This window comes from Herbidospora sp. RD11066 (assembly GCF_054661255.1).
On the sequence record NZ_BAAGDO010000013.1, the window covers coordinates 138,425 to 163,769 of the forward strand.

General features: G+C 69.1%; 27 protein-coding genes. 14 read left to right on the plus strand and 13 right to left on the minus strand.

Annotated elements, in window-relative coordinates; genetic code table 11:
- Positions 1-140: 140 nt before the first annotated feature.
- The gene (locus ACYQ78_RS35760; RefSeq protein ID WP_459805404.1) at positions 141-851 is read right to left on the minus strand and encodes a MerR family transcriptional regulator; all 711 of its coding nucleotides are present in this window, start codon (positions 849-851) and stop codon (positions 141-143) included.
- Between the two features lie 49 nt (positions 852-900).
- On the opposite strand from ACYQ78_RS35760, the gene ACYQ78_RS35765 reads away from it, so the two are divergent.
- A complete protein-coding gene (locus ACYQ78_RS35765; protein WP_459805405.1) occupies positions 901-1,848 on the plus strand; it encodes a zinc-dependent alcohol dehydrogenase in 948 nt (315 codons plus the stop codon).
- A 62-nt stretch (positions 1,849-1,910) separates the two neighbouring features.
- On the opposite strand, the gene rhaS is transcribed toward ACYQ78_RS35765, so the two are convergent.
- The 4 genes from rhaS to ACYQ78_RS35785 all read right to left on the minus strand — a co-directional run bounded on the left by rhaS (position 1,911) and on the right by ACYQ78_RS35785 (position 6,528).
- Positions 1,911-2,978, minus strand: a complete 1,068-nt coding sequence (gene rhaS, locus ACYQ78_RS35770; protein WP_459805406.1) for a rhamnose ABC transporter substrate-binding protein — start codon at positions 2,976-2,978, stop codon at positions 1,911-1,913.
- Positions 2,975-3,904 carry an ABC transporter permease gene (locus ACYQ78_RS35775; protein WP_459805407.1) on the minus strand — a complete coding sequence of 310 codons (930 nt, stop codon included), beginning with the start codon at positions 3,902-3,904 and terminating at the stop codon, positions 2,975-2,977. Before ACYQ78_RS35775 ends, rhaS begins: the two co-directional genes overlap by 4 nt.
- Complete coding sequence (locus ACYQ78_RS35780) at positions 3,894-4,934, minus strand: ABC transporter permease (protein WP_459805408.1); 1,041 nt, start codon at positions 4,932-4,934, stop codon at positions 3,894-3,896. The genes ACYQ78_RS35775 and ACYQ78_RS35780 overlap by 11 nt, the downstream gene beginning before the upstream one ends.
- Before the next feature lie 124 nt (positions 4,935-5,058).
- Positions 5,059-6,528: a sugar ABC transporter ATP-binding protein gene (locus tag ACYQ78_RS35785; RefSeq protein WP_459805409.1), complete on the minus strand. Its 1,470-nt coding sequence runs from the start codon at positions 6,526-6,528 to the stop codon at positions 5,059-5,061.
- A 147-nt stretch (positions 6,529-6,675) separates the two neighbouring features.
- Here ACYQ78_RS35785 and ACYQ78_RS35790 point away from each other — a divergent pair, with 147 nt between their 5' ends.
- Positions 6,676-7,662: a LacI family DNA-binding transcriptional regulator gene (locus tag ACYQ78_RS35790; RefSeq protein ID WP_459805410.1), complete on the plus strand. Its 987-nt coding sequence runs from the start codon at positions 6,676-6,678 to the stop codon at positions 7,660-7,662.
- Here the strand turns inward: ACYQ78_RS35790 and ACYQ78_RS35795 are convergent.
- Together ACYQ78_RS35795 and ACYQ78_RS35800 are read right to left on the minus strand one after the other, a co-directional pair.
- Positions 7,619-7,942: a gamma-glutamylcyclotransferase family protein gene (locus tag ACYQ78_RS35795; RefSeq protein ID WP_459805411.1), complete on the minus strand. Its 324-nt coding sequence runs from the start codon at positions 7,940-7,942 to the stop codon at positions 7,619-7,621. The genes ACYQ78_RS35790 and ACYQ78_RS35795 overlap by 44 nt on opposite strands.
- Positions 7,939-8,844, minus strand: coding sequence for a zinc-binding dehydrogenase (locus ACYQ78_RS35800; protein WP_459805412.1), 906 nt, complete (start codon positions 8,842-8,844; stop codon positions 7,939-7,941). Before ACYQ78_RS35800 ends, ACYQ78_RS35795 begins: the two co-directional genes overlap by 4 nt.
- 49 nt (positions 8,845-8,893) lie before the next feature.
- On the opposite strand from ACYQ78_RS35800, the gene ACYQ78_RS35805 reads away from it, so the two are divergent.
- Positions 8,894-9,238, plus strand: a complete 345-nt coding sequence (locus ACYQ78_RS35805) for a MerR family transcriptional regulator (RefSeq protein WP_459805413.1) — start codon at positions 8,894-8,896, stop codon at positions 9,236-9,238.
- A gap of 46 nt (positions 9,239-9,284) precedes the next feature.
- Here the strand turns inward: ACYQ78_RS35805 and ACYQ78_RS35810 are convergent, their stop codons facing one another.
- Genes ACYQ78_RS35810 through ACYQ78_RS35825 form a run of 4 tightly spaced genes read right to left on the minus strand, consistent with a single transcriptional unit; the run spans position 9,285 to position 10,477 of the window.
- A complete protein-coding gene (locus ACYQ78_RS35810) occupies positions 9,285-9,527 on the minus strand; it encodes a type B 50S ribosomal protein L31 (RefSeq protein WP_459805414.1) in 243 nt (80 codons plus the stop codon).
- A gap of 3 nt (positions 9,528-9,530) precedes the next feature.
- On the minus strand, positions 9,531-9,695 hold the full coding sequence (rpmG, locus tag ACYQ78_RS35815; RefSeq protein ID WP_459805415.1) for a 50S ribosomal protein L33: 165 nt from the start codon (positions 9,693-9,695) through the stop codon (positions 9,531-9,533).
- Between the two features lie 17 nt (positions 9,696-9,712).
- A complete protein-coding gene (locus tag ACYQ78_RS35820; RefSeq protein WP_459805416.1) occupies positions 9,713-10,153 on the minus strand; it encodes a hypothetical protein in 441 nt (146 codons plus the stop codon).
- Between the two features lie 57 nt (positions 10,154-10,210).
- Positions 10,211-10,477, minus strand: a complete 267-nt coding sequence (locus ACYQ78_RS35825) for a hypothetical protein (protein WP_459805417.1) — start codon at positions 10,475-10,477, stop codon at positions 10,211-10,213.
- Between the two features lie 116 nt (positions 10,478-10,593).
- Between ACYQ78_RS35825 and ACYQ78_RS35830 the strand changes: the two genes are divergently transcribed.
- The 10 genes from ACYQ78_RS35830 (at position 10,594) to ACYQ78_RS35875 (ending at position 22,841) form a co-directional block, all read left to right on the plus strand.
- On the plus strand, positions 10,594-11,316 hold the full coding sequence (locus ACYQ78_RS35830) for a hypothetical protein (protein WP_459805418.1): 723 nt from the start codon (positions 10,594-10,596) through the stop codon (positions 11,314-11,316).
- 110 nt (positions 11,317-11,426) lie between these two features.
- On the plus strand, positions 11,427-14,138 hold the full coding sequence (locus ACYQ78_RS35835; protein ID WP_459805419.1) for a discoidin domain-containing protein: 2,712 nt from the start codon (positions 11,427-11,429) through the stop codon (positions 14,136-14,138).
- A 207-nt stretch (positions 14,139-14,345) separates the two neighbouring features.
- Positions 14,346-15,149, plus strand: a complete 804-nt coding sequence (locus tag ACYQ78_RS35840) for an IclR family transcriptional regulator (RefSeq protein ID WP_459805420.1) — start codon at positions 14,346-14,348, stop codon at positions 15,147-15,149.
- A 3-nt stretch (positions 15,150-15,152) separates the two neighbouring features.
- The gene (locus ACYQ78_RS35845; RefSeq protein ID WP_459805421.1) at positions 15,153-16,541 is read left to right on the plus strand and encodes an aldehyde dehydrogenase family protein; all 1,389 of its coding nucleotides are present in this window, start codon (positions 15,153-15,155) and stop codon (positions 16,539-16,541) included.
- Positions 16,538-18,007 (plus strand): sugar ABC transporter ATP-binding protein, encoded by a 1,470-nt coding sequence (locus tag ACYQ78_RS35850; protein WP_459805422.1) that lies wholly within the window; start codon positions 16,538-16,540, stop codon positions 18,005-18,007. The genes ACYQ78_RS35845 and ACYQ78_RS35850 overlap by 4 nt, the downstream gene beginning before the upstream one ends.
- Entirely contained in the window at positions 18,004-18,951 is a 948-nt protein-coding gene (locus ACYQ78_RS35855) for an ABC transporter permease (protein WP_459805423.1), read from the plus strand. Before ACYQ78_RS35850 ends, ACYQ78_RS35855 begins: the two co-directional genes overlap by 4 nt.
- Positions 18,952-18,969: 18 nt before the next feature.
- Entirely contained in the window at positions 18,970-19,944 is a 975-nt protein-coding gene (locus ACYQ78_RS35860) for a substrate-binding domain-containing protein (protein WP_459805424.1), read from the plus strand.
- 69 nt (positions 19,945-20,013) lie between these two features.
- The gene (locus tag ACYQ78_RS35865) at positions 20,014-21,831 is read left to right on the plus strand and encodes a discoidin domain-containing protein (RefSeq protein ID WP_459805425.1); all 1,818 of its coding nucleotides are present in this window, start codon (positions 20,014-20,016) and stop codon (positions 21,829-21,831) included.
- A gap of 58 nt (positions 21,832-21,889) precedes the next feature.
- On the plus strand, positions 21,890-22,195 hold the full coding sequence (locus ACYQ78_RS35870; RefSeq protein WP_459805426.1) for a hypothetical protein: 306 nt from the start codon (positions 21,890-21,892) through the stop codon (positions 22,193-22,195).
- Positions 22,196-22,226: 31 nt separating this feature from the next.
- Positions 22,227-22,841: a hypothetical protein gene (locus tag ACYQ78_RS35875; RefSeq protein ID WP_459805427.1), complete on the plus strand. Its 615-nt coding sequence runs from the start codon at positions 22,227-22,229 to the stop codon at positions 22,839-22,841.
- Here ACYQ78_RS35875 and ACYQ78_RS35880 read toward each other — a convergent pair.
- Complete coding sequence (locus tag ACYQ78_RS35880; protein WP_459805428.1) at positions 22,828-23,958, minus strand: pectate lyase; 1,131 nt, start codon at positions 23,956-23,958, stop codon at positions 22,828-22,830. The two genes, ACYQ78_RS35875 and ACYQ78_RS35880, sit on opposite strands and share 14 nt — an antisense overlap.
- A 109-nt stretch (positions 23,959-24,067) precedes the next feature.
- A complete protein-coding gene (locus ACYQ78_RS35885; RefSeq protein WP_459805429.1) occupies positions 24,068-24,847 on the minus strand; it encodes a hypothetical protein in 780 nt (259 codons plus the stop codon).
- A 93-nt stretch (positions 24,848-24,940) separates the two neighbouring features.
- Here ACYQ78_RS35885 and ACYQ78_RS35890 point away from each other — a divergent pair, with 93 nt between their 5' ends.
- Positions 24,941-25,327, plus strand: a complete 387-nt coding sequence (locus ACYQ78_RS35890; RefSeq protein ID WP_459805430.1) for a VOC family protein — start codon at positions 24,941-24,943, stop codon at positions 25,325-25,327.
- The last annotated feature ends 18 nt before the right edge of the window (positions 25,328-25,345 follow it).

The following is a 25,345-nucleotide window of genomic DNA, read 5'->3' on the forward strand; positions in this document are numbered from 1 at the left end:
CGCCGACCGACAACCCGCTCCGACCACGTCTTCCATGGGCGATACGTCACCTAAAAGACGCTACGCACGCACGGGCACTCCGGTCGTCCGGGCCGGGCATGGGCTCGGGGCCCGGCGGAGATCACCGCGAACCGGCCGGCTCAGTCGCGGTGGGTGCGGACCTCGTTCACGTAGGTCACCAGGGCGCGCAACTCGTCAGCGGTCCAAGGCAGGCGGGCGCTGATCTCCTCGCTCTTGTCGGCCCACATCTGGCGGGCCGCCGTCTCGGTGCCCGTTCCTCCCGCGTGGAAGCCCGCGCCCAGCGCATCCCATCTGGTCACGAGGTCGCGGGCCTCCTGGGAGTCGGGGGCGGTGCCGGTTCGTACACAGACCAGGAGGGATTCGACCAGGGTCAGCCATTCGCTCTTGGCCGTTTCGATGGCCTCGGGGCCGAGTTCCTCGCGGCGGGCCGCCAGGGAGTCCTGCTGTTCGGGGGTGAAGTAGGAGTCGAGCATGGCCATCATCTCCAGGGCTTTCAGGTAGTCGGAGGGGTCGTCGTGGTCGAGCAGCCTGGTCAGCTGGGTGCGCAGGGCCTCGATCTCGCCCGCCCGCCGGGCCAATGCGGCCAGATGGGCGTGCAGGAGCACGGTCATCGACGCGGGGGTCTCCAGGGCGGCGGCGATTTCGTCCAGAGACAGGCCGAAGGTCCGCAACGCCCGAATTCGATAGAGTCGCCGCAGATCGTCTGGACCGTAGCGGCGGTGGCCGTTCCGGGTCCGTTCGGATGGTCGCAGGAGACCTATCTGGTCGTAGTGACGGAGCGCGCGTACGGTCGTTCTGGTCGCCTGCGCGAGCTGGCCGATCGTCCACATGCGGCAACCGTACGACCTGCCGTTACGTCCGATTCAAGGGGAGATTCCCATGTTGGTGGCACGACTCCATGGGGCGGCGGATCTGCGGATCCACGAGGAGTCCGATCCGGTACCGCAGGCCGGGGAGACGCTCGTCCGGGTGACCTCCGTGGGGGTGTGCGGGTCCGACCTCCACTGGTTCGGTGAGGGCGGAATCGGTGACGCCCAGTTGACGCAGCCGCTCGTGGTCGGCCACGAGTTCGCCGGAGTGACGCTCGACGGGCGGCGGGTGGCGGTCGACCCGGCCGTACCCTGCGAGGAGTGCCCGTCATGTCTGCGTGGATATCGGAACCTGTGTCCTTATGTGCGGTTCGCCGGACACGGGGCGACCGACGGCGGGCTCAGGGAGTATCTGGCCTGGCCGACCGCCTACCTCCACCCGTTGCCCGACTCGGTCTCCGATCTCGAAGGGGCGCTGCTGGAGCCGCTCGGGGTGGCCATTCACGCCTATGACCTGGGACATCTCCCCCTCGGCGGAACCGCAGGAGTGGTCGGGTGCGGGCCGATCGGGCTGATGCTGATCCAGTTGCTGCAGATCGCCGGGGCGTCGATGGTCGCGGCCGTGGAGCCGCTGCCCCATCGGGCGGCCAAGGCGCGGGAGCTGGGGGCCTCCACCGATCCCCACGGTGATCTCGACGTGGTGTTCGAGGTGGCCGGCACCGACCAGGCGGTCGACACGGCGTTCGAGATGGCGCGGCCGGGTGGGCGGGTCGTGCTCGCGGGCATCCCCGACGAAGACCGCACCTCCTTCCGCGCCTCGACCGCCCGCCGCAAGGGCCTGACCATCGCGATGGCGCGCCGGATGAACGACGTCTACCCGCGCGCGATCAAGCTGGTCGAACAGGGCAAGGTCGACCTCGTCTCCCTGGTCACCGGCCGCTTCGCCCTCCAGGACTCGGCCAAGGCCTTCGCCGAGGCCCAATCGCGCACCGGCCTCAAAACCGTCATCGAACCCTGACCTCCGCCCGAAAGGCACAAGCCTCGGTCCTGTACGAACTCAGGAAGATCCCACCAGCAAAGTCAGAAGTCGAAGTCGTCGATGTTGTCGGCGTTGAAGACGGTCGGTTTGCCCAGGAGGACCTCGCCGCCCGCGCCCACCGTGTATTCGCCCAGTTTGCCCGCCTTGAACTTCTCCCCCTCCGCGCCGCTGATCTGGCCCGAGGCCAGGGCCGCGGCGGCCCAGGCCGCGAGGTAGCCCAGGTCGCCGGGGCTCCAGAGTTCGAAGCCCTCGATGGTGCCGTCCTTGACGAAGGCGCGGAGCTGGTTGGGGGTGCCGAGGCCGGTCAGTTTGACCTTGCCCTTGAAGTCCGACTCCGACAGGTAGCGGGCGGCGGCGGCGATGCCGACGGTGGTCGGGGAGATGATGCCGGCCAGGTCGGGGTAGCTGCGGAGCAGGCCCTGGGTCTCGGTGAACGACTTCTGGTCGTCGTCGTTGCCGTAGGCGACCTTCACCAGTTCCATGTCCTTGTACTCGGGCTTGGTGAGTTCGTCCTTCATGAAATCGATCCAGGTGTTCTGGTTGGTCGCGTTCGGGGTGGCCGACAGGACGGCGATCTTCCCCTTGTGGCCGAGCTGTTCGGCGAGGAGCTGGACCTGGGTGCGGCCGAGGTCCTCGGCGCTCGCCTGGTTGACGAAGATGTTCCGGCCGTCGGGGGCGGTGTCGGAGTCGTACGAGACGACCTTGATGCCCGCCGCCATGGCCTGCTTGAGCGCCGGGACGACCGCGTTGGGGTCGTTGGCGGAGATGACGATGGCGTCCTGTTTCTGCTGGATGAGGGTGTTGATGTAGGAGACCTGCGACGACGCGCTCGCCTCCGACGGGCCGACCTCCTTGCCCTCGCCGCCGAACTCCTTCGTGGCGGCGACGCCGTCGCGGTCGGCGATCGTGAAGTAGGGGTTGTTGACCTGCTTGGGCAGGAAGGCGATCTTCAGGCCGGGCCTGACGGGGGCGTTCGGGTCGGCGGCGGCCGGGGCCGAGGTCGCCGCCGGTGCGGCGCTCTGCTGCGCCGCCACATCGGACCTGGTGGTGCCGCCGCAGGCCGTGGCCAGCAGCGCGAGCCCCGCGAGGAGGGCGATCGGACGCTTCATTGCACCGGTTTCCTTTCCAGACGGACTTTCAGGTTCGGTGCGAGCACCGAGGCGACGAGCAGCAGGCCCGTCACGAAGTTGAGGACCTCGTTGGCGACGTCGGCGAGGATGAGCGCGTTGCGGACGACCGCCAGGAGCAGCACGGCGGCGATCACGCCGAGGAGGGTGCCGCGTCCCCCGAAGATCGACACCCCGCCCAGCAGGACGGCGGCCACCACGGCCAGCTCCAGTCCGATGCCGTTGTCGGCGCGGGCGCTGGCGTACCGGAACGTGAACACGAGCGAAGCGAGCCCCGCCATCGCGCCCGAGGCGACGAACAGCCAGAACTTGATGCGCTTGACCCGGATCCCGGCGAAGTAGGCGGCCTCCTCACCGGACCCGACCGCGACGATCGCCCGCCCGAGCCCGGTGCGGTGCAGGACCACCCCCGTCACGATCGCCAGCACCGCCACCAGGACGGTCGCGAACGGCATCCGGGTGGCCAGGCTCGTGTACGCCGGGGGCAGGTCGGCCACCGCCCGATCACCGAGAATGACGTAGGCCAGACCCCGGTAGAGCGCGAAGGTGCCGATGGTGACGGCCAGCGAGGGCAGCCCGAGCCTGGTCACCAGCACCCCGTTGAGCGCCCCCGCGACCGCTCCGGTGAGCAGGCAGATCGGCATGATCGCCTCGATCGGGAGCCCGGCGTTCCAGAGCGAGCCGAGCACGGCGCAGCACAGGCCCAGCGTGGAGGCGACCGACAGGTCGATCTCGGCGGCGACGATGACGAGGGTCATGGTCAGCGCCATGAGGGCGATCTCGGTGACGTCCAGGAGCAGGAAACCGATATTGGACGTGTTCGCGAACCCATCGACCGTTGTAGAAGCCACGACGGTGACGGCGGCGAGGAGGGCGACGACGAGCGTTTCCCAGCGGTTAGCGCGCATCGCGGTACCTCCGCTTCCGCAGGGCCCTGGCGACCCTGATCGCGAGCAGGCGGTCGAGGATGATGGCGGCGATGATCAGGGCGCCGTTGATGGCGGTCTGGGCGAGGGCGTCCACTCTCAGGACGGCCAGCGCGCTCGTGATGCCCGACAGCAGCAGCGCGCCCAGGGCGGCGCCGTAGACGGTGCCCGACCCGCCGAAGATGGCGACGCCGCCGACGACGACCGCCGCGATGACGTCGAGTTCCTTGCCGGTGGCCACGGTGGCGTCGACGGTGCCGAACCTGGCTGCCCACATGACTCCGGCGAGCCCGGCCAGCGCGCCGCTGACCACGAACGCGGCCAGCACCCGCTTCCTGACGTCGATCCCCGCGAGGATCGCGGCGTCGGGGCTGGAGCCGATGGCGTACAACTCCCTGCCCTGCGGGAGGTTGCGCAGCACCCAGCCGACCGCGAGCAGAACCGTGAGCGCGACGAGCGCGAGCATCGGCACCCCGAGGACGTCGGCGGAGCCGAGGCGGAGGAAGCCCGGCGGCATGTCGGCGGCGTTGACCTGGCGGCCCCCGGCCCAGGCGTAGTCGACGCCCCGGAAGGCGTAGAGCGTCCCGAGGGTGGCGACCAGCGCCGGGACCTTGGCGATGCCGACGAGCAGCCCGTTGATCGCGCCGCAGACCGCGCCGAGGAGGATGCAGCCGGTGATCACGACGGGGATGGGGACGCCGGGGTGGTCGGCGAGGATCAGCGCGCCTCCGAATGCGCTGATCCCCACGACCGAACTGACCGACAGATCGACGTTCCGGGTGATCACCACGAGCGTCTGCCCGACGGCGAGCGTCGCGATGATCGCCGAATTGAGCAGGATGTCGCGAATGCTGGCCGGAGAGAGGAACGTGGGGTTGACGGCTCCGGTGACCCCGAACAGCGCGAGAAGCGCCACGACGATCCCGAGCTCCCTGACGCGCGCGACCCGATCGACGAAGGACCGGGCTCCGGCGTTGGGCCGGGCGTGAGTGCTTTTGGCCGTGACGGTCATCGCGACCCCAGAAGGAGTCCGGATTGGCCCATGAGCAGAGAGGAGATCACTTCGGTCGGCGCTCGAAGCCTGGCCAACCTGCCCGGCCTTGGCTGGCCAAATGGCGAAATATCCGGCTGGAGGGTCACGCCACTCTCCCTGTCGCCGCGGCCAGCACGCGTTCCTCCGTCGCCTCAGCGCGAGGGATGTCAGCCACCAACCGGCCCTCGTGCATGACGAGCACCCGGTCGGCCATGCCCAGGACCTCGGGGAGTTCCGAGGAGATCATCAAAACGGCTAGGCCCTGCCCGGCCAGTTCTGAGAGCAGGCGGTGCACTTCCGCCTTGGTCCCCACGTCGATGCCGCGCGTGGGTTCGTCGACGATCAGCACGCGAGGCTTGCGGGCCAGCCACTTCGCCAGCACGACTTTCTGCTGGTTGCCCCCAGAGAGCACCGTCACCGCGTCGGTCAGGTCGGCGTATTTCACCTGTAAGCGGATCGCCCAGTCGGTCGCGCGGGCCCGTTCGGCCGCTCGCGAGATGAGGCCCCAGCGCAGGCCCGTCAGCCCGATGTTGCGTTCGATCGACAGGTCCATGACCAGGCCCTGCTGCCTCCGGTCCTCGGGGACGAGGGCGACCCCGGCGGCCATGGCGGCGGTCGGGCTGCCCGCCCGTAAGGGGCGACCGGCGACGGTGACGTGGCCGGCGTCCCAGCGGTCGATGCCGAAGATCGCCCGCGCGACCTCGCTGCGGCCCGCGCCCACCAACCCCGCCAGGGCGACGATCTCGCCCGCGCGCACGTCGAACGAGACGTCGGTGAAGACCCCCTCCCTGGTCAGGCGTTCGACGCGCAAAGCCACGTCACCGGGGACGGTGTCCTGCTTGGGGAACAGGGTCGCCAGGTCCCTGCCGACCATGCGGCGGACCAGGTCGTCGGGGGTGATGTCGGCGATGGTGTCGGTGGCGACCCAGGCGCCGTCCCGCAGGGTCGTGGCGCGCTGGCACAACGCGAAGATCTCGTCGAGGCGGTGGGAGACGAACAGCACGGCGCGGCCCTGTTCGCGGAGGGAGGCCGCGACGCCGAACAGGCGCTCGACCTCGGGGCCCGACAGGGCGGCGGTCGGTTCGTCCATGACGAGGACGCGGGCGTCGCGCGACAGGGCCTTGGCGATCTCGACGAGTTGCTGGTCGGCGATCGACAGGCCGCGCGCGGGCTGGTCGGGGTCGAGGGGCACGCCCAATCGGGCGAACAACTCCGCGGCGCGTGTCCGCATGGCCCGGCGGTCGAGGCGGCCGAACGAGCGGCGGGGCTGGCGGCCCATGAAGATGTTCTCGGTGACCGACAGATCGGGGAAGAGCGTGGGTTCCTGGTAGATGACCGCCACTCCGGCGGCCTGGGCGTCGGCGGGGCCGTGGAACTCGACCGGACGGCCGTCGAGCAGCAGGGTGCCCTGGTCGGGCCGGTGCACCCCGGAGAGGATCTTGACCAGGGTCGACTTGCCGGCCCCGTTCTCCCCCGCCAGGGCGTGCGCCTCGCCGGGCACCAGGTCCAGGGACACCTCGCGCAGGGCGCGCACGGCGCCGAAGGACTTGCTCACCTCCCGCAGCGCGAGCATGCGACCTCCCGGTCAGAAAAACGTTTCAAATTTGACCGGACAGTAGATGAGCGTCAACACGGCGTCAATAGCCGATTTCCCAGCGGTTACGGGCTCCTGAGCACCTCACGTTGCCTCTCGTGTCTTATTACGTTTTAATCAACGTCCATGAGCGACGTGGGCATCGTGGATGTCGCCGCACGCGCGGGAGTGTCGGCGGGCACCGTGTCCAACGTGCTCAACCGGCCGGGGAAGGTGTCGCCGGCGACCCGCGCGAAGGTCGAGGCGGCCATCCGCGAGCTGGGGTTCGTGCGCCACGGGTCGGCGTCCACGCTCCGAGCGGGTCACAGCAAGACGATCGGCCTGTCGGTGATCGACATCGGCAACCCGTTCTTCACCGAGGTCACGGCCGGGGTCGAGGCGGTCGCCAGCGAGCTCGGCTACGCCGTCATCCTGAGCAACTCGGCCGGGTCGCGGGCCAAGGAGGAGCGCAACCTCCTCGTCTTGGCCGAGCAGCGGGTGCGCGGGGTGCTGATCACCCCGTCCGACGAGGATCCCGACCGGCTCGACCGGCTGCGCGACCGGGGCATCAGCGTCGTCCTGGTCGACCACCCGGCCCACCGCTCCGACCAGTGCTCGGTCGCGGTCAACGACATCGGCGGGGGCATGGCGGCGATGCGCCACCTGATGGAGACGGGGGCGAATTCGGTCGTGTACGTCACCGGCCCCCTCACCATCCGCCAGTGCCTCGACCGCAGGGCGGGCGCGGAACGCGCCTTCGGCGGGCCGCTGAAGGTGATCGAGATGCCCGCGATGAACCCCCGCGCCGGTCAGCGGGCGGCCGAGCTACTGCTCGCCGACGGCGACCTGCCCGACGCCGTGTTCTGCGCCAACGACCTGCTGGCCCTCGGCCTGATGCGCGGCCTCGCGCACGCGGGGGTGCGGGTGCCCCACGACATCGCCGTGATCGGCTACGACGACATCGATTTCGCGGCGGCCTCGGCGGTGGCGCTGACCTCGGTCCGCCAGCCGACCCACCAGCTCGGCCGGGTGGCGACCGAGCTGCTGCTCGACGAGTGCGACAACCCGTCGACCCACGCCCACCAGCAGATCATGTTCCAGCCTGAGCTCGTGGTCCGGGAGTCGACTCGTTAGACAGGTAGACCCAGGCGTCGATGCCCGATTTGAGGGTGACGAACCGGCGGGTGTACTCGACACCCTCGTAGGCGTCGGCCTGGGCCAGCTCGCCGGCGGTCAGCTGGTAGACCATGCCGAGGACCTCCTCGCCGGGCGAGCGCTGGACGTACGGAAACGCCTTGATCGTGATCATCCGGTGGTTCGGGAGCGCGTCGGGGCGACCTTGCAGACGGCGGCCGAACTGGGCGAGCTGCACCCGTTCGAGCTGGAGGGTGCCGTACGAGAAGAGAAAGATCACCCGCCAAGTGTGCCAGTGAGCAGCGTCTTCCCCCAGACCACCCGGGCCTCCATGGCGGCGTGCGCGTCCGCCGCCCGGTCGAGCGGGAAGGTCTGCCCGATCAGCGGAGCGATCACGCCCTCCCCGGCCAGTGCCAGGGCGTGGACGAGATGGCGCACGCGATCGGCGTCGGAGAGCTGGGCCGCCTCGATGCCGGTGGCGGTGACGTCGGGTCGCTCGACGGTGGTGAACCACCCTCCGGCGGCGCCGTGCGCGGAGAACCGGCCGCCCGGCACCACGGCAGAGACGGCCGCCGCGCCGAGTGTGCCGCCGATGTTGTCGAGGACCACGTCCACCTGCGGCCATTCGGGCCGGTCGGCGTCGATCAGCGCGTCGGCGCCGAGATCCCGCAGCCGGTCGAGCTTGGCCCCGCGCGCCATCGCGATCACCTTCGCCCCCCGCGCCCGCGCGAGCTGGACCTCCAGCACCCCGAGCCCGCCACTGGCCCCGACGACGAGCACGCTGTCCGACGGCCCGATCTTCGTCGCCTCGAACAGGGCCAGCGCGGTCGTCGCGTCGTGCAGCAGCGCCGCCGCCGTCGGCAGCGGCACCCCGTCGGGCACCTCGACCGCATTGACGAGCACCGCCCGGTCGGCGTAGCCGCCGTAACCGCTGGTGTATCCGGCCACCCTCCGGCCGTCGCGGTCGCGCCCCGCCACTCCCCCGCCGGGGACGTACGGCGGCCGGACCGGCCAGTAATCCCGCCCCAGCCCCGACCGCACCACCGTCTCCAGCAGCAGGGTGTCGGCGGCCTCGACGTCGACCAGGAGCTCGCCCTCCCCCGGCACCGGGTCGGGGATCTCCACCAGTTCCAGCACGTCAGGCCCGCCGAAGCGGGTGACCGTCACCGCGTGTGTCGTCATGTGCGGCAGACTAGAAGTTCAACCTTTGTTGAAGTCAAGGGAGACCCGCATGACGCTGACGGTCGGCGACCTGGCCCGTGCGAGCGGGGTGGCCCCCTCCGCCGTACGTTTCTACGAGACCCACGGCCTCCTCGTCGCCCACCGGACCTCCGGCAACCAGCGGCGGTTCGAGGAGGCCGACGTGTGCCGGACCAAGGTCATCCGGGTGGCCCAGCGGGTCGGGATGTCGGTCGCCGAGATCAGGCGGGCCCTCGACGACCTGCCGCCCGAGCCCTCGCCCGATGACTGGCAACGGCTGGCCGAGAACCTCGTCGCCGAGGCGAGGCGGCGCATCGACCATCTCCAGCGGGTTCTCGGCGAGATCACCGGCGGCGACCGGCTCTGCGACCTCTGAGAACGCGAGAACCGGCCGCCGATCGCGGCCGGTTCTCCGGTTCAGGTCACTTGGCGTAGCGGCGGCGGAAGCGCTCGACGCGTCCGGCGGAGTCCACCACGCGGTTCTTGCCCGTGTAGAACGGGTGGCTGGCGGAGCTGACGTCGACGTCGACGACCGGGTAGGTGTGGCCGTCCTCCCACTCCACCGTCTTGTTCGAGCGGACCGTCGACCTGGTCAGGATCGCGAAACCCGCGCTCGGGTCGCGGAAGACCACCGGACGGTACTCGGGGTGAATGCCCTTCTTCATGCGCTATCGCTCCTCTCGGAAGGTCACATGCCTGCGGATGACGTGGTCGTACTTCCGCAACTCCAGCCGGTCGGGGTCGTTGCGGCGGTTCTTCCTGGTCACGTACGTCACACCGGTGCCGGCGGTCGACCGGAGCCGGACCAGCGGACGGAGCTCACTTCGCTTCACGGATTCGAAAACCGTTTTCAAAGCCGAGGTATTCCCGGCCCCGCCTTCGGGGGCTCCACGGGGAGTCCCGCCAGGTAGACGAGGCCCACCACACCGAGGACGAGGAACAGCCCGGGGACCACCCACGACCGCCTCGACCTCCGCCTCATCACCATGCCGATGAGCAACAGGACGACCCCGCCTCCCATTCCCAGGTACCCGATGACGACCGCACCCGGATCGACCTCCGGAATATCCACCAGCGCATGGAACAAAGGAACGGTCCCACCCGCGAAAACGCCCATCGCACCGAAGAGGACACACGTCCAGAAGAACAGCCGCTCACGCAGACGCAGTGCCTGCCGGTCCATTCTTTCCGCCAGTTCGGCGCTCATTCCCAGGCCGCGCGAGGAGGAATCACCGGGAGTGCCGCTCACTCCGAGGCCGGGTAAGGAGGAATCGCCGGCCGCGGCGCTCATTCCAAGGTCCGGCGAGGAGGAATCGCCGGTGTGGCGGCCATTCATTCGTTCCAATTTCTAGTCGCCTTCCAGGTGGGCTTCGAGGTGCGGGTCGGCGGCGCAGAGTTCGGCCAGACGCAGGATCTCCGTCACCACATCGCAGGTCGGCACGTCTGTGACCAGCGCGAGCGTCTCGGTAAGTTCGGAGATGAACTGCGGCATCTCCGCGGACGTCAGGATCAGCGAGCCATACGGGTCGGCGCGTCGCAGCATCGGCAGGCGGCTCTCCCGGCAAAGGCCGGCGAATACGTCATGGAGGTCCGGAAAGGAATCGACACGTTCCACACGGTGTCCTTTCCTGCGGATGACGCGCATGATTATCACGTCCAACCCCATAAAGGCCCTCTCCCCCGATACGCTCGCCTGCCATGATGAACATGGCCAGAACGGCCCTTATCGTAGTGATCTCCGTGCTGGCCACCGGCTGCGCTTCCGAAGAAACCCCCGCCGGAGAGGTGAATGTCGCTTCCCCTGACCCCGTCAGGGCGCTGGCCGCCGTGCTCGGTGAGGGGCGCGGGGTCGCCGTCACCGAACACCAGGAGACGCGGGTCGAGGGTGACGATCTGAACCAGGGCGACCGCAAGGGCACGATCCTGCTCAACGCCTCGGGCGTCGAGGGTTACGACGTCACGATGAAGACCGACCTGATGGACTCGGCCTCACGCTCCGTTGCGCTCGGCCCGCACACCTACCAGTCGGGCGGGCCGGTCGGCGAGGTGCTGCCGAAGGGCAAGAAGTGGATGCAGTGGCCGAGTGAGCCGGGCAAACGCAGCCCCTTCTTCTCTCCAGTGCTCATCTTGGAGCCGTCCACGCTGAAGGCCCTGATCGGCACCCAGGAGGAGCAGGGGCCCGGCACCCGGAAGGGGAAGATCACCCTCGCCGCGCTGGCCGCCGCCTCACCGGCGTTCGCGGCCGATGAGTCGGCCCGGCCGGGGACGCTGGTCGTGTCGTGGCAGATGTGGGTCGACCCGAAGGGGCTGCCCACGCGGCTGGTCACCGAGTACGCCGATCCGAAGGCCCCTCTGGGCGCCACGACCTGGCGGAGCGACATCGCGTTCTCCGCCTGGGGCGAGCCGGTCACGCTGGAGAAGCCCCCGGCCAAGCTGGTCACCACCGACTCCTGACCGTGACCAATTTGTGACTTTCGCCGCTCTGTGAAACCTCCCGGCAACAATCTACGGTTCCGGATAACGTTATCCGAGCCTCGCCGGGCCACCACGGAAAGGCAATCCCCATGATCAGAACGCGTGGCTTAGCCATAGCCACCGCGCTCGCCCTGCTCGCCGCCCTGTCCACGGCGACATCAGCGCAGGCCGCCACCCCCACCCCCGACCAGCAGTGGTCCGCCGTCCAGTCGCTCGTCGGAGCGGTGAAGGGCCGCTGGACCAACCAGGCCTACACCGGGTCGGTCACCGACACGATGCCCGACACCGCGGTCATCGGGAACGGCGACGTCGGCGTCACCTCGGGCGGCGGTGACGGCTTCAAGACCTTCCGGATCGCCAAGGGCGACTTCTGGACCGCCAGCGCCAACCGTTCGCTCGTCGCCCTCGGCTCGGTCTCGATCAACCCCGTGAGCAGCAGCGGTTCACCGAACCTCGCGCTGGGGTCGACCGCCACGGCGTCGAGTTCGCATCCGTCGTTCCCGGCGAACCGGGCCGTCAACGGCGGCTGGGGCTCCGGCTACGAGGGCTGGGTCTCCAACGTCGGCAAGCCGCAGACGCTCACGCTCGACCTGGGCTCGGCCAAGACCTTCACCCGGTACCTGCTGCGCCACGACGCCGCCGCCCGGCCCGCCGAGACGGCCAACACCACCAAGAACTGGCTGCTCCAGACCAGCACCGACAACGCGAACTGGACCACCCGCGACACCGTCACCAACAACACCGCCGCCACGACCGATCGGACGATCAGCAGCGTGACCGCCCGTTACGTCCGGCTGAGCATCTCGGAGCCGACCCAGGGCACCACCTCGGACAGCATCAACAACCCGAGGGCGCGCATCGGCCAGTTCGAGCTCTACAACGGGGCCGGCGGAGGCGGTGGGAGCACCTCGTTCCTGGAGGAGCAGAACATCCTCAAGGGCGACATCGACACCACGATGAGCCTGGGCGGCGCCCCCGTCACCCTGCGTACCTGGGTCGGCGCCACCGACAACCTGGTCGTCACCCGCATCGCGGCGAGCGCCGCCACCACGATCCGGGTCTCGAACACCACCCAGATCCAGAACGGCCGGTCGGGCTTCACCAGCACGTCCGGAACCTCGGGAAGCACGATCTGGGCGGCCCGCCAGACCTCCTCGGGTCAGTGGACCTCCCGCGCGGCGATCGCCACCCGCGTCATCGGCGGCACCCAGACCCTGAGCGGCAACCAGATCACCGTGAGCATCCCGGCGGGCGGCGTGGTCAACGTCGTCACGGGCGTCGCGGGCGGCGGCACGAGCACGTCCGACCCGGCCCCGGCGGCACGCAGCCTGGCCGACGCGCAGTCGGCCGGAAGCGTCGACACGCAGTACAACACGCACGTCGAGTGGTGGAAGCAGTACTGGCTCAAGTCCTACGTCGACCTCGACGACGACGTGCTGGAGCGCTACTACTACGCCGCCCAGTACTTCATCGGGTCGGCCAGCCGGGCCGGCAAGACCGCGCCGGGCCTGTTCGGCATCTGGGCCACGACGGACTATCCGTTGTGGGGCGGCGACATGCACCTCAACTACAACTGGATCGCCAACTTCTACGGCGTCTACTCCTCCAACCGCCCCGAACTGGCTCTGCCCATCTTCGACCTGGTCAGCGCCTATCTTCCGGAGGCGCGGAGAAGGGCCACCCAGGACCTCGCCCGGGTCAACTCGGGCTACGTCAACGGCCGGTTCCCGAGCGGCGGGATGCCGGCGGGCGTGCTGTTCCCGGTCGGCATCGCGCCCAACGGCGCCACCGCCGACGACAACTACCACCAGCAGGTCGGCAACAGCCTGTTCACCGCGACCCAGTACGTCGCCTACTGGCAGTACACCCGCGACCAGACCTGGCTCTCCCAGCGCGGCTACCCCTTCATGAAGGAGGTGGCGACGTTCTTCCAGTACTGGCTCCAGCTGGAGAACAACCGGTTCAACCTCTACTCCGGTCCGCACGAGGGCACCTGGGCCCGTAACTCCGGCGCCGACCTGGGCATGCTGAAGACGCTGCTCACCACGGCGATCGACGCGAGCACCCGGCTCAACGTCGACTCGGGGCTGCGCTCGACGTGGCAGGACATGCTGAACCGGCTGGCGCCGATCCCGCGGACCACGTACAACAACCAGCAGGTGTTCGCCCTTGGTGACCCCGGCACCCTCAGCGACGGGCGGGCCATCCGGCCCGGGGACAACACCGTCAACCTGGAGTTCGTGCACCCGGGTGAGGCGCTGGGCATCAACGGCCCGGCGGCCGACCGGCAGGTGGCGATCCAGACGCTCGACGCGATGAACTCCTGGGGTCAGGACAACTCCTTCCCCAAGGTCTTCACGCAGGCGGCGCGGGTCGGCTACCCGGCGCAGTCGCTCATCGACCGGCTGAAGACGCAGATCACCAACCGTTCGGCGGCCAACGGCCGGGTCACCGACCCGCACCACGGCCTGGAGAAGTCGGGCACGGTCGAGGCGATCAACAGCATGCTGCTCCAGAGTGACCTGGGGATCATGCGGGTGTTCCCGGTCTGGCCGTCCGGCAAGAACGGCTCGTTCGTGAAGCTGCGGGCGGCGGGCGGCTTCGTCGTCTCGTCGGCGCGCGCGAACGGTCAGGCGAGCTACGTCGACGTGACGAGCACGGCCGGCGGGCAGCTGCGGCTCCAGAACCCGTGGCCGGGGCGCGGCGTGACCGTCACCGGCGGTGTGACGCCGGTGCTGAGCAACGATGTCATCACTTTCTCCACGGTTGCGGGGACAACCTACTCGATCACCCCCAACTAGATCACCAGGAAGGCCGGTCACGACGAGTGGCCGGCCTTTCGTATGTGCAAAAACGACAAACTAATACGCAAAAACCGAACAGTCTCGCAAGAAAATACTCCCAAACACGACAAAAGCCCCAAAGGTGAGGGGCTTGACAGGATCTGAGGGCGATGCAACTCTCGCAAGCATGTTACAAGAATATGAAAATAGATTCGAGTAACTCGAATGCAGAGTGGTCGTAAATCAGCAAGCGTCGACAAAGCCTTCGAGCTGGTGCACGCCGTCTCCGACGCCGGGCGCGCCGGGATCACCCTGGGCGCGCTCGCGAGCCGCGCCGGGATCGCCGTCAGCACCGCCCACCGGTACGTGACGTCACTCCTCGAACTCGGAGTCCTCGACCGGGACCCGGCCGGGTCCTACCGGCTCGGGGTCACCCTGATCATGCTGGCCGGGCAGTACCTCGACGAGGACGGCCTGCGCGCCGCCGCCCGGCCCTACCTGTCCGAACTGGTGGAGCTGAGCGGGGAGACCGTGCACCTCGGGGTCCTGGTCGGCGAACAGATCGTGTACGTCGACAAGGTCGAGAGCGCCAAGTCGATCCGTCTCGTGTCGCACATCGGCAAGCGGGCGCCGCTGCACTGCACGGCGATGGGCAAGGCGATGCTCGCCCTGCTCAAGCCCTCACGCCGCGACGAGATCCTCTCGGGGCCCCTCGACGTGCGGACACCCAAGACCCTCACCGGGAACGCACTGCTCGCGGAGCTGGGCGTGGTGCGGGACCAGGGGTTCGCGATCGACGACGAGGAGAACGAGGAGGGGGTCCGCTGCGTCGGCCTGGCGATCATGAACGCCTCCGGTGAGCCGGTCGGCGCGTTCAGCGTCTCGGCCCCGGCCGCGCGCTTCAGCCGCGACGACTGCCACCGCCTCGCCCCCAAGGCCCGCGCGATGGCCGACGACATCAGCAAACGCATCGGCTACGGCCCGCCCAAGGGCTCCCGTCTGCGCGGCAACCACCTACCGAAGGAGTGACAGATGACCATTGTGGTGCGGAATCCGGGGACCGGTGAGCCTCTCGGCGAGGTGCCCGACCTGGGAACCGAGGCAGTCGTGGCCGCCATCGGCAGTGCGCAGAAGGGGCAGCGGGCGATGGCGGCCATGCCCAGCCACGAACGGGCGGCCCTGCTGCGGCGGGTGGCCGACCTGATCGAGGCCGAACTCGAGTCGTTAGCCCGGCTTTTGGCGAGCGAGAACGGCAAGCCGTTGCCGCAGACGCGGGGTGAGGTCGAGGCCGCGATCCGCATCTGGCGGGGGTACGCGGCCGAGGCGACCCGGCTGTTCGGCCGGCAGACCCCGATGGACGCGGTGCCCGGCATGGAGCGCCACCTCGCGGTGACGATCCGCGAGCCGCTCGGTGTGGTGGCCGCGCTGGTGCCGTTCAACTACCCGGTCGAGCTGTACTCCCACAAGGCCGCCGCCGCGCTGGCCGCCGGGAACGCGGTGGTCGTCCAGCCGCCGGCCAAGTGCCCGCTGGCCCTGATGAGGGTCGCCGAGCTGGTCGAGCAGGCCGGGGCGCCCGAGTTCGCCCACCAGATCGTGACGGGCGGCGTCGAGGTCTCGACCACGCTGGCCGAGGCCCCCGGGATCGCCGCGATCACCCTCACCGGCAGCACCAACGCCGGCAAGGCCATCGCCAAGCTCGCCTCGGGCACGCTCAAGAAGGTCTTCCTGGAGCTCGGCGGCAACGACGCGATGATCGTCTGCGACGACGCCGACATCGAGGCCGCCGCCACCGCCGTCACCCTCGGGCGCCTCGCGCGCGGCAACGGCCAGATCTGCTGCGCGGTCAAGCGGGTGTACGTCCAGGACGGCGTCCACGACGCCTTCGTCGCCGAGCTCTCCGCCCAGGCGGCCAAGCTCGTCGTGGGCGACCAGATGGACGAGGGCACCGACGTCGGACCGCTGATCACCGAGCAGGCCGCCGAAGAGGTCGAGAAGGCGGTCGGACAGCTGGTCGGCGAGGGCGCGCGGCTGCTGGTCGGCGGAGGCCGCCGGGGCTCGTTCGTCGACCCGGTCGTGCTGGTGGACGTGCCGGTCGAGAGCCCGACGTTCGCCGAGGAGATCTTCGGCCCGGTCGCCCCGATCGCCCGGTTCTCCGACCCGGCCGAGGCGGCGGCGCTGGTCTCCGACTCCCCCTACGGGCTGCACGCCTCGGTCTTCACCCGCGACGTCTCGCGCGCGTTCACCCTGGCCAAGCTGCTCGACGTCGGCGGCGTGATCGTGAACGGGTCGACCGCGATCCGGGCCGAGAACCTGCCCTTCGGCGGCACCAAGGACACCGGCGGCTACCGCGAGGGCCTGCACGAGACCGTGCTCGACTTCACCCGCCAGAAGACCGTGCTGGTCATGGAGGCGTTCGGATGAGCCTTTCGCTCCGGGGCGTCCGCAAGAGCTACGGCGACGTGGAAGTCCTCCACGGCGTCGACCTCACCGGGCGCGACGGCGAAGTCCTCGCCGTCGTCGGGGCCAACGGCGCGGGCAAGTCGACGCTGATCCGGATCTTCGCCGGGGCGCACGAGATGTCCTCCGGCGAGATGCGCATCGACGACGAGGTGGTGAGGCTGCGCTCGCCGCACGACGCGCACGAGCGCGGCATCCGCACGGTCTACCAGGAGCTGTCGATCGTGCCGGGCCTGTCGGTGACCGAGAACCTGCTGATGGGCCGGTTCCCGAAGCGGAAGACCGGTCTCATCGACTGGCCGGCCGCGCACCGCAAGGCCAAGGAACTGCTCGACGCCGCCGGGTTCGGCGCCATCGAGCCGCGCACCATCGCCGGGCGGCTCACCGTCGCGCGCCAGCAGATGGTGGAGATCGCCAAGGCCCTTGCCGGTGAGGTGCGGGTCCTGGTCCTGGACGAGCCCTCGGCCGTCCTGGCCGGAAGCGACCTCGACGCGCTGTTCGCCCTGATCCGGCGCCTGAAGGAACGCGGCGTCCTGGTCGTGTACGTCAGCCACCGCCTCGCCGAGGTCATGGAGCTGGCCGACTCGATCGTCGTCATCAAGGACGGCGTGATCATCGAGACGACCGAGCCCTCGCGTACCTCGGAAGACGAGCTGATCCGGCTCATGGCCGGACGCAAGCTCGAACAGATCTATCCGGAGCGCCGTTCGGAACCGGGCGAATCGCGCCTGTCCGTGAGCGGCCTGTCGAGGCGCGGCGAGTTCTCCGACGTCTCCTTCGAGCTGCGCGCCGGAGAGATCGTCGGGCTGTTCGGCCTGGTCGGCTCGGGCCGCAGTGAGATGGCCCGCTGCGTCTTCGGCGCCGAACCCGCCTCCGAGGGCAGTGGGGCCTTCCGCTCCCCCGCCGACGCCATCGCCAACGGGCTCGCCTTCGTGACCGAGGACCGCAAGCGGACCGGTCTCATCGGCGGGATGACCGTGCTCGACAACATCGCCCTGGCGACCATGCGGGCCAGCACCAGGGGCCCGCTGATCGACATGTCGGGGCGCAAGGAAAGGGTCGCCGGGATGATCGACCGGCTCAGCATCCAGCCCGCCCGCTGCGCCACCATGCCGGTGGCCTCCCTCAGCGGCGGCAACCAGCAGAAGGCCGTGCTCGCCAAGTGGCTGCTGGCCGAGCCGCGCGTGCTCATCCTCGACGAGCCCACCCGGGGCGTCGACATGGCCACGCGGGTCGACATCTACCGGATGATCGACGCGCTGGCCCGTGAGGGCCTGGCGGTGCTGCTGATCTCCTCCGACCTGACCGAGGTGCTCGGCGCCACCGACCGCGTGCTCGTCATGCGCGAGGGCCGCCTCGCCGGGGAGTTGCCGTCCGAGGGCACCACCGAGGACGAGGTGCTCGCGCACGCGATCGGGGTGGCCGCGTGAGCGTCAACGCCCTGCCCAAGATCTCCCGCGACCTGCTCGTCACGGTCGCCTTCGCGGGCCTGATCGTCGTGCTGATCGCGGTCGCCGCGATCACCACCGAGAACTTCCTCACCCAGACCAACCTGACGAACCTGCTCAAGCAGATGGTCACGACCGGTCTGCTGGCCTACGGGATGCTGGTGGTCATCCTCACCGGCGGCATCGACCTGTCGGTCGGGTCGGTGGTGGCCTTCTCGGGCATCCTCACCGCCGGGCTCGTCTCCAGCCTGCCGATCCCCGCCGCGATGGCGGTCGGTGTCGTGTCGGGCATCGGGTTCGGCCTGGTCAACGGCGTTCTGGTGGCCCGGTTCGGGCTGGCGCCCTTCGTGGTCACACTGGCCTCCCTCACCACCATCCGAGGGCTCGCGTTCGTCTACTCCGAGGTGCCGATCGCGCCGGACGACCCGTCGTTCTTCACCCTCGGGTCGGCCATGGCCGGGCCGATCCCGGTCAGCACGATCATCATGTTCGCCGTCTTCCTCATCGGCGGCGTGTTCCTGACCCGCACCCCGGCGGGACGGTCGATCATCGCGATCGGCGGCAACGCCGAGACCGTCCGCCTGGCCGGCATCAACGTGCGGCGGCACATCGTGCTGGCGTACACCATCGCGGGGCTGTGCGCCGGGCTGGCCGGAGTGATCCTGGCCAGCCGCGTCGGCATCGCCCAGCCCAGCGTGGGGGTGGCGTTCGAACTCGACGCCATCGCCGCGTGCGTCATCGGCGGCGCGAGCCTCGCCGGTGGCAAGGGCTCCGTGCGCGCCACCTTCGGGGGCGTGCTCGTCCTGGTCCTGATCAACAACCTGCTCAACCTGTACGGCGTGCAGAGCTTCTGGCAGCAGGTCCTCAAGGGGTTGATCATCATCGCCGTCATCCTCGCCCAGCGCACCAATCGGGTGCGCGCGTAACCCCCCAGGAGAAACACCATGATTTCCAAGAGGATTCTGGCCGCCACCGGTCTGTCCCTGGCCCTGTTGACCGCCTGCTCCTCCGGTTCCGAGGAGCCGTCGACCGGCGCCGCCGCCTCGGCGGACGGCTACACCATCGGCGTGGCGAACTTCATGCTGAGCGGCCCCTACTTCAGCGGCATGGACAAGGCGATCGCCGCCCAGGCCCAGAAGAAGGGCAACATCGAGATCATCAGCACCGACGCCAACGGCGACGCCGCCAAGCTGGCCAGCAACGTCGAAGACCTGCTGACCAAGAACGTGGACGCGGTCATCATCTCGGGCGGCCCGCTCGAGTCGGCCCCGGCCGTGCTGAACAGCCTCAAGGCGGCCGGCAAGCCGGTCGTGCTGGTCGACCGCAAGTTCCCCGGCGAGTACACCAGCTGGATCGGCCCCGACAACGAGGCCATCGGGCGTCAGAACGGCGAGTACCTCTCGACCGCGCTGCCCGACGGCGGCAAGGTCGCCATCATCAAGGGCGGCCCGGCCGACAACACCATCGGCTCGGCCCGCACCAACGGCGTCAAGTCGGTCCTCTCGGCCAACTCCAAGTTCACGCTCGTCGAGGCGCCCGACTTCGGCGGCTGGGGCTCCGACGGCGGCCTGACCGTCATGGAGAGCCTGCTGGCCAGCAACAAGGACATCAAGGCGGTGTTCTGTGAGAACGACGCGATGTGCCTCGGCGCCCAGCGCGCCATCGCCGACGCCGGTCTCGCCGACGGCATCATCATCGCCGGCGTCGACGGCCAGGCCGAGGCGCTGAAGGCGATCCTCGACGACACCAACTACAAGGTGACCGGCCTGAACGACGCCGACATCATCGGCGCCAAGGGCCTGGACCGCGCCGTGGAGATCCTCGGCGGCGCCCAGGTCGAGAAGGACACGGTCGTGCCCTCCCCGATGGTCACCAAGGACAACGCCAAGACCTTCCAGAACCCGGACGGCAGCTTCTAACCGTCTCCCACCCGGGGTGGCGGGCGGCGACGCCACCCCTGTTTTTCTCCCGACAAGAGAGGTCCGTGGATGCGTACACCGAGAACCAGAGCCGCCCGCCGAGCGGCACTGGCGCTGCTCCTGGCGAGTTCGGCACTGACCCTGACGAGCACCCCCGCCCAGGCCGACGACCCGACCCGGCCTGGTTGGACGCTCCTCTACAACGAGAACTTCGTCAACCCGATCAACACCGGCAACGCGCCATGGGTGCGGGACAACTACACCCAGCCGTTCGACACGATCATGGACGACCCGGGCCAGTGGTACCGCAACGACTACGGCCCCGCCTGGACGACCGCCCTGAACTCCTTCTACACGTACAGAAAGGAGTTCCCGGTCGGGCAGGACGGCTGGCTGACCGCCTCGCTGTCGGCCCGTGACTGGAACAAGGACAGCGTCATCGAGTCGCCCCCGACGCTGACGACCCAGACGCTCGGGACCGAGAAGGTCGCCGTGATGAACGTGCCGGACCACACCGGCGGCGTCATCCTGCGCCCGACGCAGAAGCTGCCCGACTACTACCGCATCGAGTACAAGCTCAAGACGCTCGACTTCGGCGGCAAGCGGAACGGCTCGATCGAGTACAACAACCGGACCAACGGCTACAGCAACACGGGCTGCAAGACGCAGCACCCGTGGGGCGAGGGCGAGAACTCGCCCGGCTGGAGCGGCAACGCCTCGGTGCCCTACTGCGAGTGGCAGGACGTCCGGCGCGGCACCTACGGCTACAACGGGTTCCACTTCCTGTCGATCGTCGACTTCGCCAACCCGGCCCCGCGCAACAACCACTTCTGGCACTACCGCCGCAAGGTCCTGATGGACGCCTTCTCCCAGCACCCTGACCGTGTGGGGAGCGGCACGGGCGGCCGGATCTGCAACGCCTCGAACAACACCTACTACAACTACCGCGACAGCAACTTCAACACGGTCAACATGTGGATCAGCGGGATGCCCAACTGGAATCCCGGTGCCGGTGGCCTGGCGGGCAACTCGCAGTGGTTCATGACGCCGTGCAGCGGTGGCGTGGCCGAGCAGCAGCTCTCGTCGGCGGCCGAACTCCAGCCGGAGCTCATGCCAAACCAGTTCTACACGTTCGCCATCGAGCGCGACCAGACGGGCTACGTCCTGGAGGTCACCGGCAACTTCGCCCGCTCCGGCCAGCGGACGATCCGCATGCACCGCCCGTTCGTCGTCAACAACAACCCGATCTGGCACTACAACGTGAAGGCCAGCGAGTACAACGGGCAGTTCAACGGGAACCTCGTCCAGAACGACAACAACGGATCCACCACGTGGTCGAACCAGTGGCCCGCCGGATCCGCCTACCCCGACTACTTCGTGATCGGTGACCTGTACACCAACGTCTACGAAGGCAGCGCCTCGCTCACGGATGTCCGGCTGTACGTGCCACAGACCACCGGCAATCCGAACCTGGCGCTGAACAAGGCCGCCACCGCCGACTCGCAGTGCGCCGCCACCGAGGCTCCGGCCAAGGCGGTCAACGGCACCGTGAACGGCGGCAACGCCGACAAGTGGTGCTCGGTCGGATCGAGCAAGTGGATCCGGGTGGACCTGGGCTCCAGCCAGCAGGTCGGGAAGATCGTCCTGAAGCACTCCGGTGCCGGTGGTGAGCAGGCGATCTGGAACACCAAGGACTTCGACGTCCAGGTGAGTACGAACGGAACGTCATGGACCAACGTGGCCCAGCCACGCGGGAACACGGCGAACATCACCACGCACACCTTCACCCAGCAGAACGTCCGCTACATCCGGGTGAACGTGATCGCGCCCACCAGCAACACCGACCAGGCGGCACGCATCTACGAACTGGAGGCCTACGCCTCCTGATCGCCGTTGGCGAAGGGCCGGTCCGCGCGATGGCGGACCGGCTCTTTATTATTTCCATATGTGCACATATGCAGTGGTGGCGTACAAAGTGCACTACGTCTGCGTGCCCTGCCGCCAGAGCCACAAGCTGCCCTGGGACGGCGCCGTCCACCTCTGCACCCGCTGCCGCGCACCGATGGTGAACGCCGGCCACGACTTCGCCGCGCCCCGCAAGGACCGGGCCTCCGCGTGGGCGGCCGTCGCCGCCGTCCTGGCCGCCGGGCTGCGCTACGACGGTTTCGAGACCTGCGGCTGCGGCCGCGAACCCAAGCCACGACCCCGCACGAAAGCCCAGGTCAGAGCCTGGCTGACCGAAGAAAGGTGACCTCGATGTCCCGTACGACCGTCATACCCCTGTGCCACGCCCCGCCGGCGAGAGCGTGGTCCGCCGGATGACCACAGCCCTGGCCTGGCTGCGCGACCTGCTGACCGATCTGTTCGCCTGGTTACTCCGCCGCCCGCTCGATCTCCCTCCGGGGCACCGCCCCCTCTCCCACTCGACGGACCTCAAACAGGACATCTGGCTGATCGCCGGAGCGAACCTGGTCACCGGTGTGGCCCTCGACTTCATGCTCCCGGCCGCGTTCCGCCCCTACCACCTCACCCTTGAGGCCGTCGTCGCGATCACCGCGCTCGGGGCGGCGGCGATGATCGCCAGAAACCCCCACCTGGTCGGCGACGACCACCTTCACATACGCACCGGCCCGTTCGGCCACGTCCAGGTCCCGCTCAACGTGATCCGCGCCGTCACCCACTCGACCGAGACGGTCGACGGCCACGGCGTGCGCCGGGTCGTCCCGGAGGACGACACCCTCGCCTGCTCGGTCGGCGGCAGCACCAACCTGCTCCTCGAACTCGACGAACCGATCCTGGTCCCGCTCAGGAAGGCGCCGCCGTTCAAGACCACCCGGATCCGTTTCGCCGCGGACGACCCGTCCGCAGCGATCCGGGCGATCTCTATCGATAGGTGAGGTCCGAGGCCGAATAGAAGCAGTTCGACCCGTCGGCACCGGTGCCCACCTGGGAGGGTTCGGCACCGGTGCTGTTCCCGTTGTACTTACGGCAGATCACCATCGACCTGCTCGAATCGTTGACGATCGTGATCCCGGAGAACCGGGCCGTGTCGCCGTAGTTGACGTTGATCCCGGCGACGGTGTTGCCCGGCCGGGTGAGGGTGACGTTCCGCAGCACGACGTCGCGCTGGTACTGCGACGAACAGTTGCCGCAGGAGCGGTAGAACGTCCCGAAGTTGGTGGCCTGGAAGTTCTGGACGGTGAGCGTCCCCGGCCCGTTGTGCTGGAAGACCTTGTCACTGGCCGACCGGGCACCCCCGCCGTCGACGAGGAAACTCGGGTCGCCGCTGCCCCGGAAGGTCGCGGCGTCCTCGCCGACGTCCTCCCACCAGACGTTCCGGAGCGTGCACGACCCGGAACAGTGCACGCCGTCACCGGCGGGGGCGCCGATGATGACGTTCTGGAGCGTGGCGCCGTTGGCGAGCTGGAACACCGGATCCTGGCTCTCCTCCTGCCCGCCGTCACCAATGCAGCAGTACCGCCGCATCCCGCCGTCGAGCGTGCCCGACACAGAGATGGTCCCGTTGACGGACACCTGCCCCGTCGGAGTGGGCCACCCCGACGGCTGCGGCGTGGGTGTGGGGGTGGGGGTCGGCGTCGGAGTGCTGCCGCCGCCGCAGGTCGCGCCGTTGACGGCGAAGTTGGCCGGTACGGGGTTGCTGGAGTTGTTCCAGGTCCCGTTGAACCCGAACGACACCGACGCACCGGACGCGAGCGCGCCGTTGTAGCTCAGGTTGGTCGCGGTGACCGCACTCCCGCTCTGCGTCACACCGGCGTTCCACGCCTGCGAGACGGTCTGCCCGGCCCCGAACGACCAGGTCACCCGCCACGACGAGAGCGCATCACCGGTGTTGGCCAGGGTGACGTTGGCGGTGAACCCGCCACCCCACTGAGACTGGACGGCGTAGGTCACCCGGCACGCCACCGCCGCCTGAGCCGCGACCACCGTAAGAGGAACGACGGCCGTGACGACCGTCAGGACGAGGAGCGCCCGAAGACGCCATGTACGCAGCATGCTGCCTCCTGCTGCCTGGGGAACGTCCAGGCAGCATGCGTTCTCCCTCCGCAACCGACCAGCGGGCGGGGGCATCCCCGCTGGTCGGCGAGCCGCGAAGGTGAAACGTTCACCACGACCGCTTGTAGTCGCCGTCGAGCACCTTGGCCGCGACGGCCTCCAGCTGGGTGTTGTACGCCCTGCTCTCCGCCAGCGCCGGACCGTTGGCCGCGATCACCCGGTTCTGGTGGTCGGCCCAGATCTCGCGGCGGCGGTCGTACCAGCCCGACTCGCCCCGGCACTCGTGGTCGTCGGCCGCCGTGGCGATCTCGGCCGGGCCGCCGTCCTCGGGCGGGTCCTCGACGTTGACACTGGCCGCCCATCGCGGGTCACCCAAGGCGTCGAAGGGCCCGGCGTAGGTGTAGCCCTTCGCCTTCATGCACTCGGCCCAGCGCCGCTCCGCGTCGGCGATCCGGGTGTCCTTGCCCGCCTTCTCGGCCGCGTCGTAGGCCAGGCGCAGCAAAGGGTCCTTCTCCGTCACCAGGACGTCCCGGACCGCCTGCCGGCAGCCCCCCGCCGGAACGGCCCGCCCGCCGTGCATCTCCCAGGTTCCCTCGTACACCGCCCGAGCGTCGCCGGTCAGGACGAACTCCCCCGGCCCCGGCCCCGCGTAGCCCGACGTCCGGTCGCCGAGCCAGCCGAGATAGGCGGCGTTCGGGGATTCGCGGCGCAGATCGTCCACCGAGATACCGAAGGCCGACAGGCAGTCGGAGACGATCCGCTCCTCGGCCCGAACCACCTCCGGCCCCGGCCCCTTCTCGTCCAGGGGAAGCGACAGATCAGGGGTGGACGCACACGCGGACAGCCCCACGATGGCGACGGCGCACCACAACCCAAGTGATCGTTTCATCCGACGAACTCTAGGAGTCGCCTTGGTGAAGCCGAGGTTAATCGCCCGACTTGCCGAAAAGCTCAGGGTTCGGCGCGGGTACCCTACGGGCCCATGGCACATCGATCGCGGCTCTACACCGTCTCCATCGACGTCCCGCCGGACGTCCACGACCGGGAACTGGCCTTCTGGGAAGGGGCCGTCGGGCGGGAGATGCCGCCCATCGCGGCCTTCCCCGACTTCCACCGCACGATGCTGCCGGGGCAGGAGGTCATGTTCATCACGCAGCGCCTCGGCGAGGGCGCCCCGGGCATCCACGTCGACATCCACACCGACGACCTGACGGCCGAGGTGGCCCGGCTGGAGGAACTGGGCGCGGTGAAGGAGGTGTTCACCGAGCACGGGTGGTGGATCATGCGCGATCCGGCGGGGCTGCGGTTCTGCGTCCTGGAGGACCCTCCCGGCACCCTGACCGCCGAGAACTCGACCCTCTGGCCGTGACCTTTCCGGCCCGGTGCC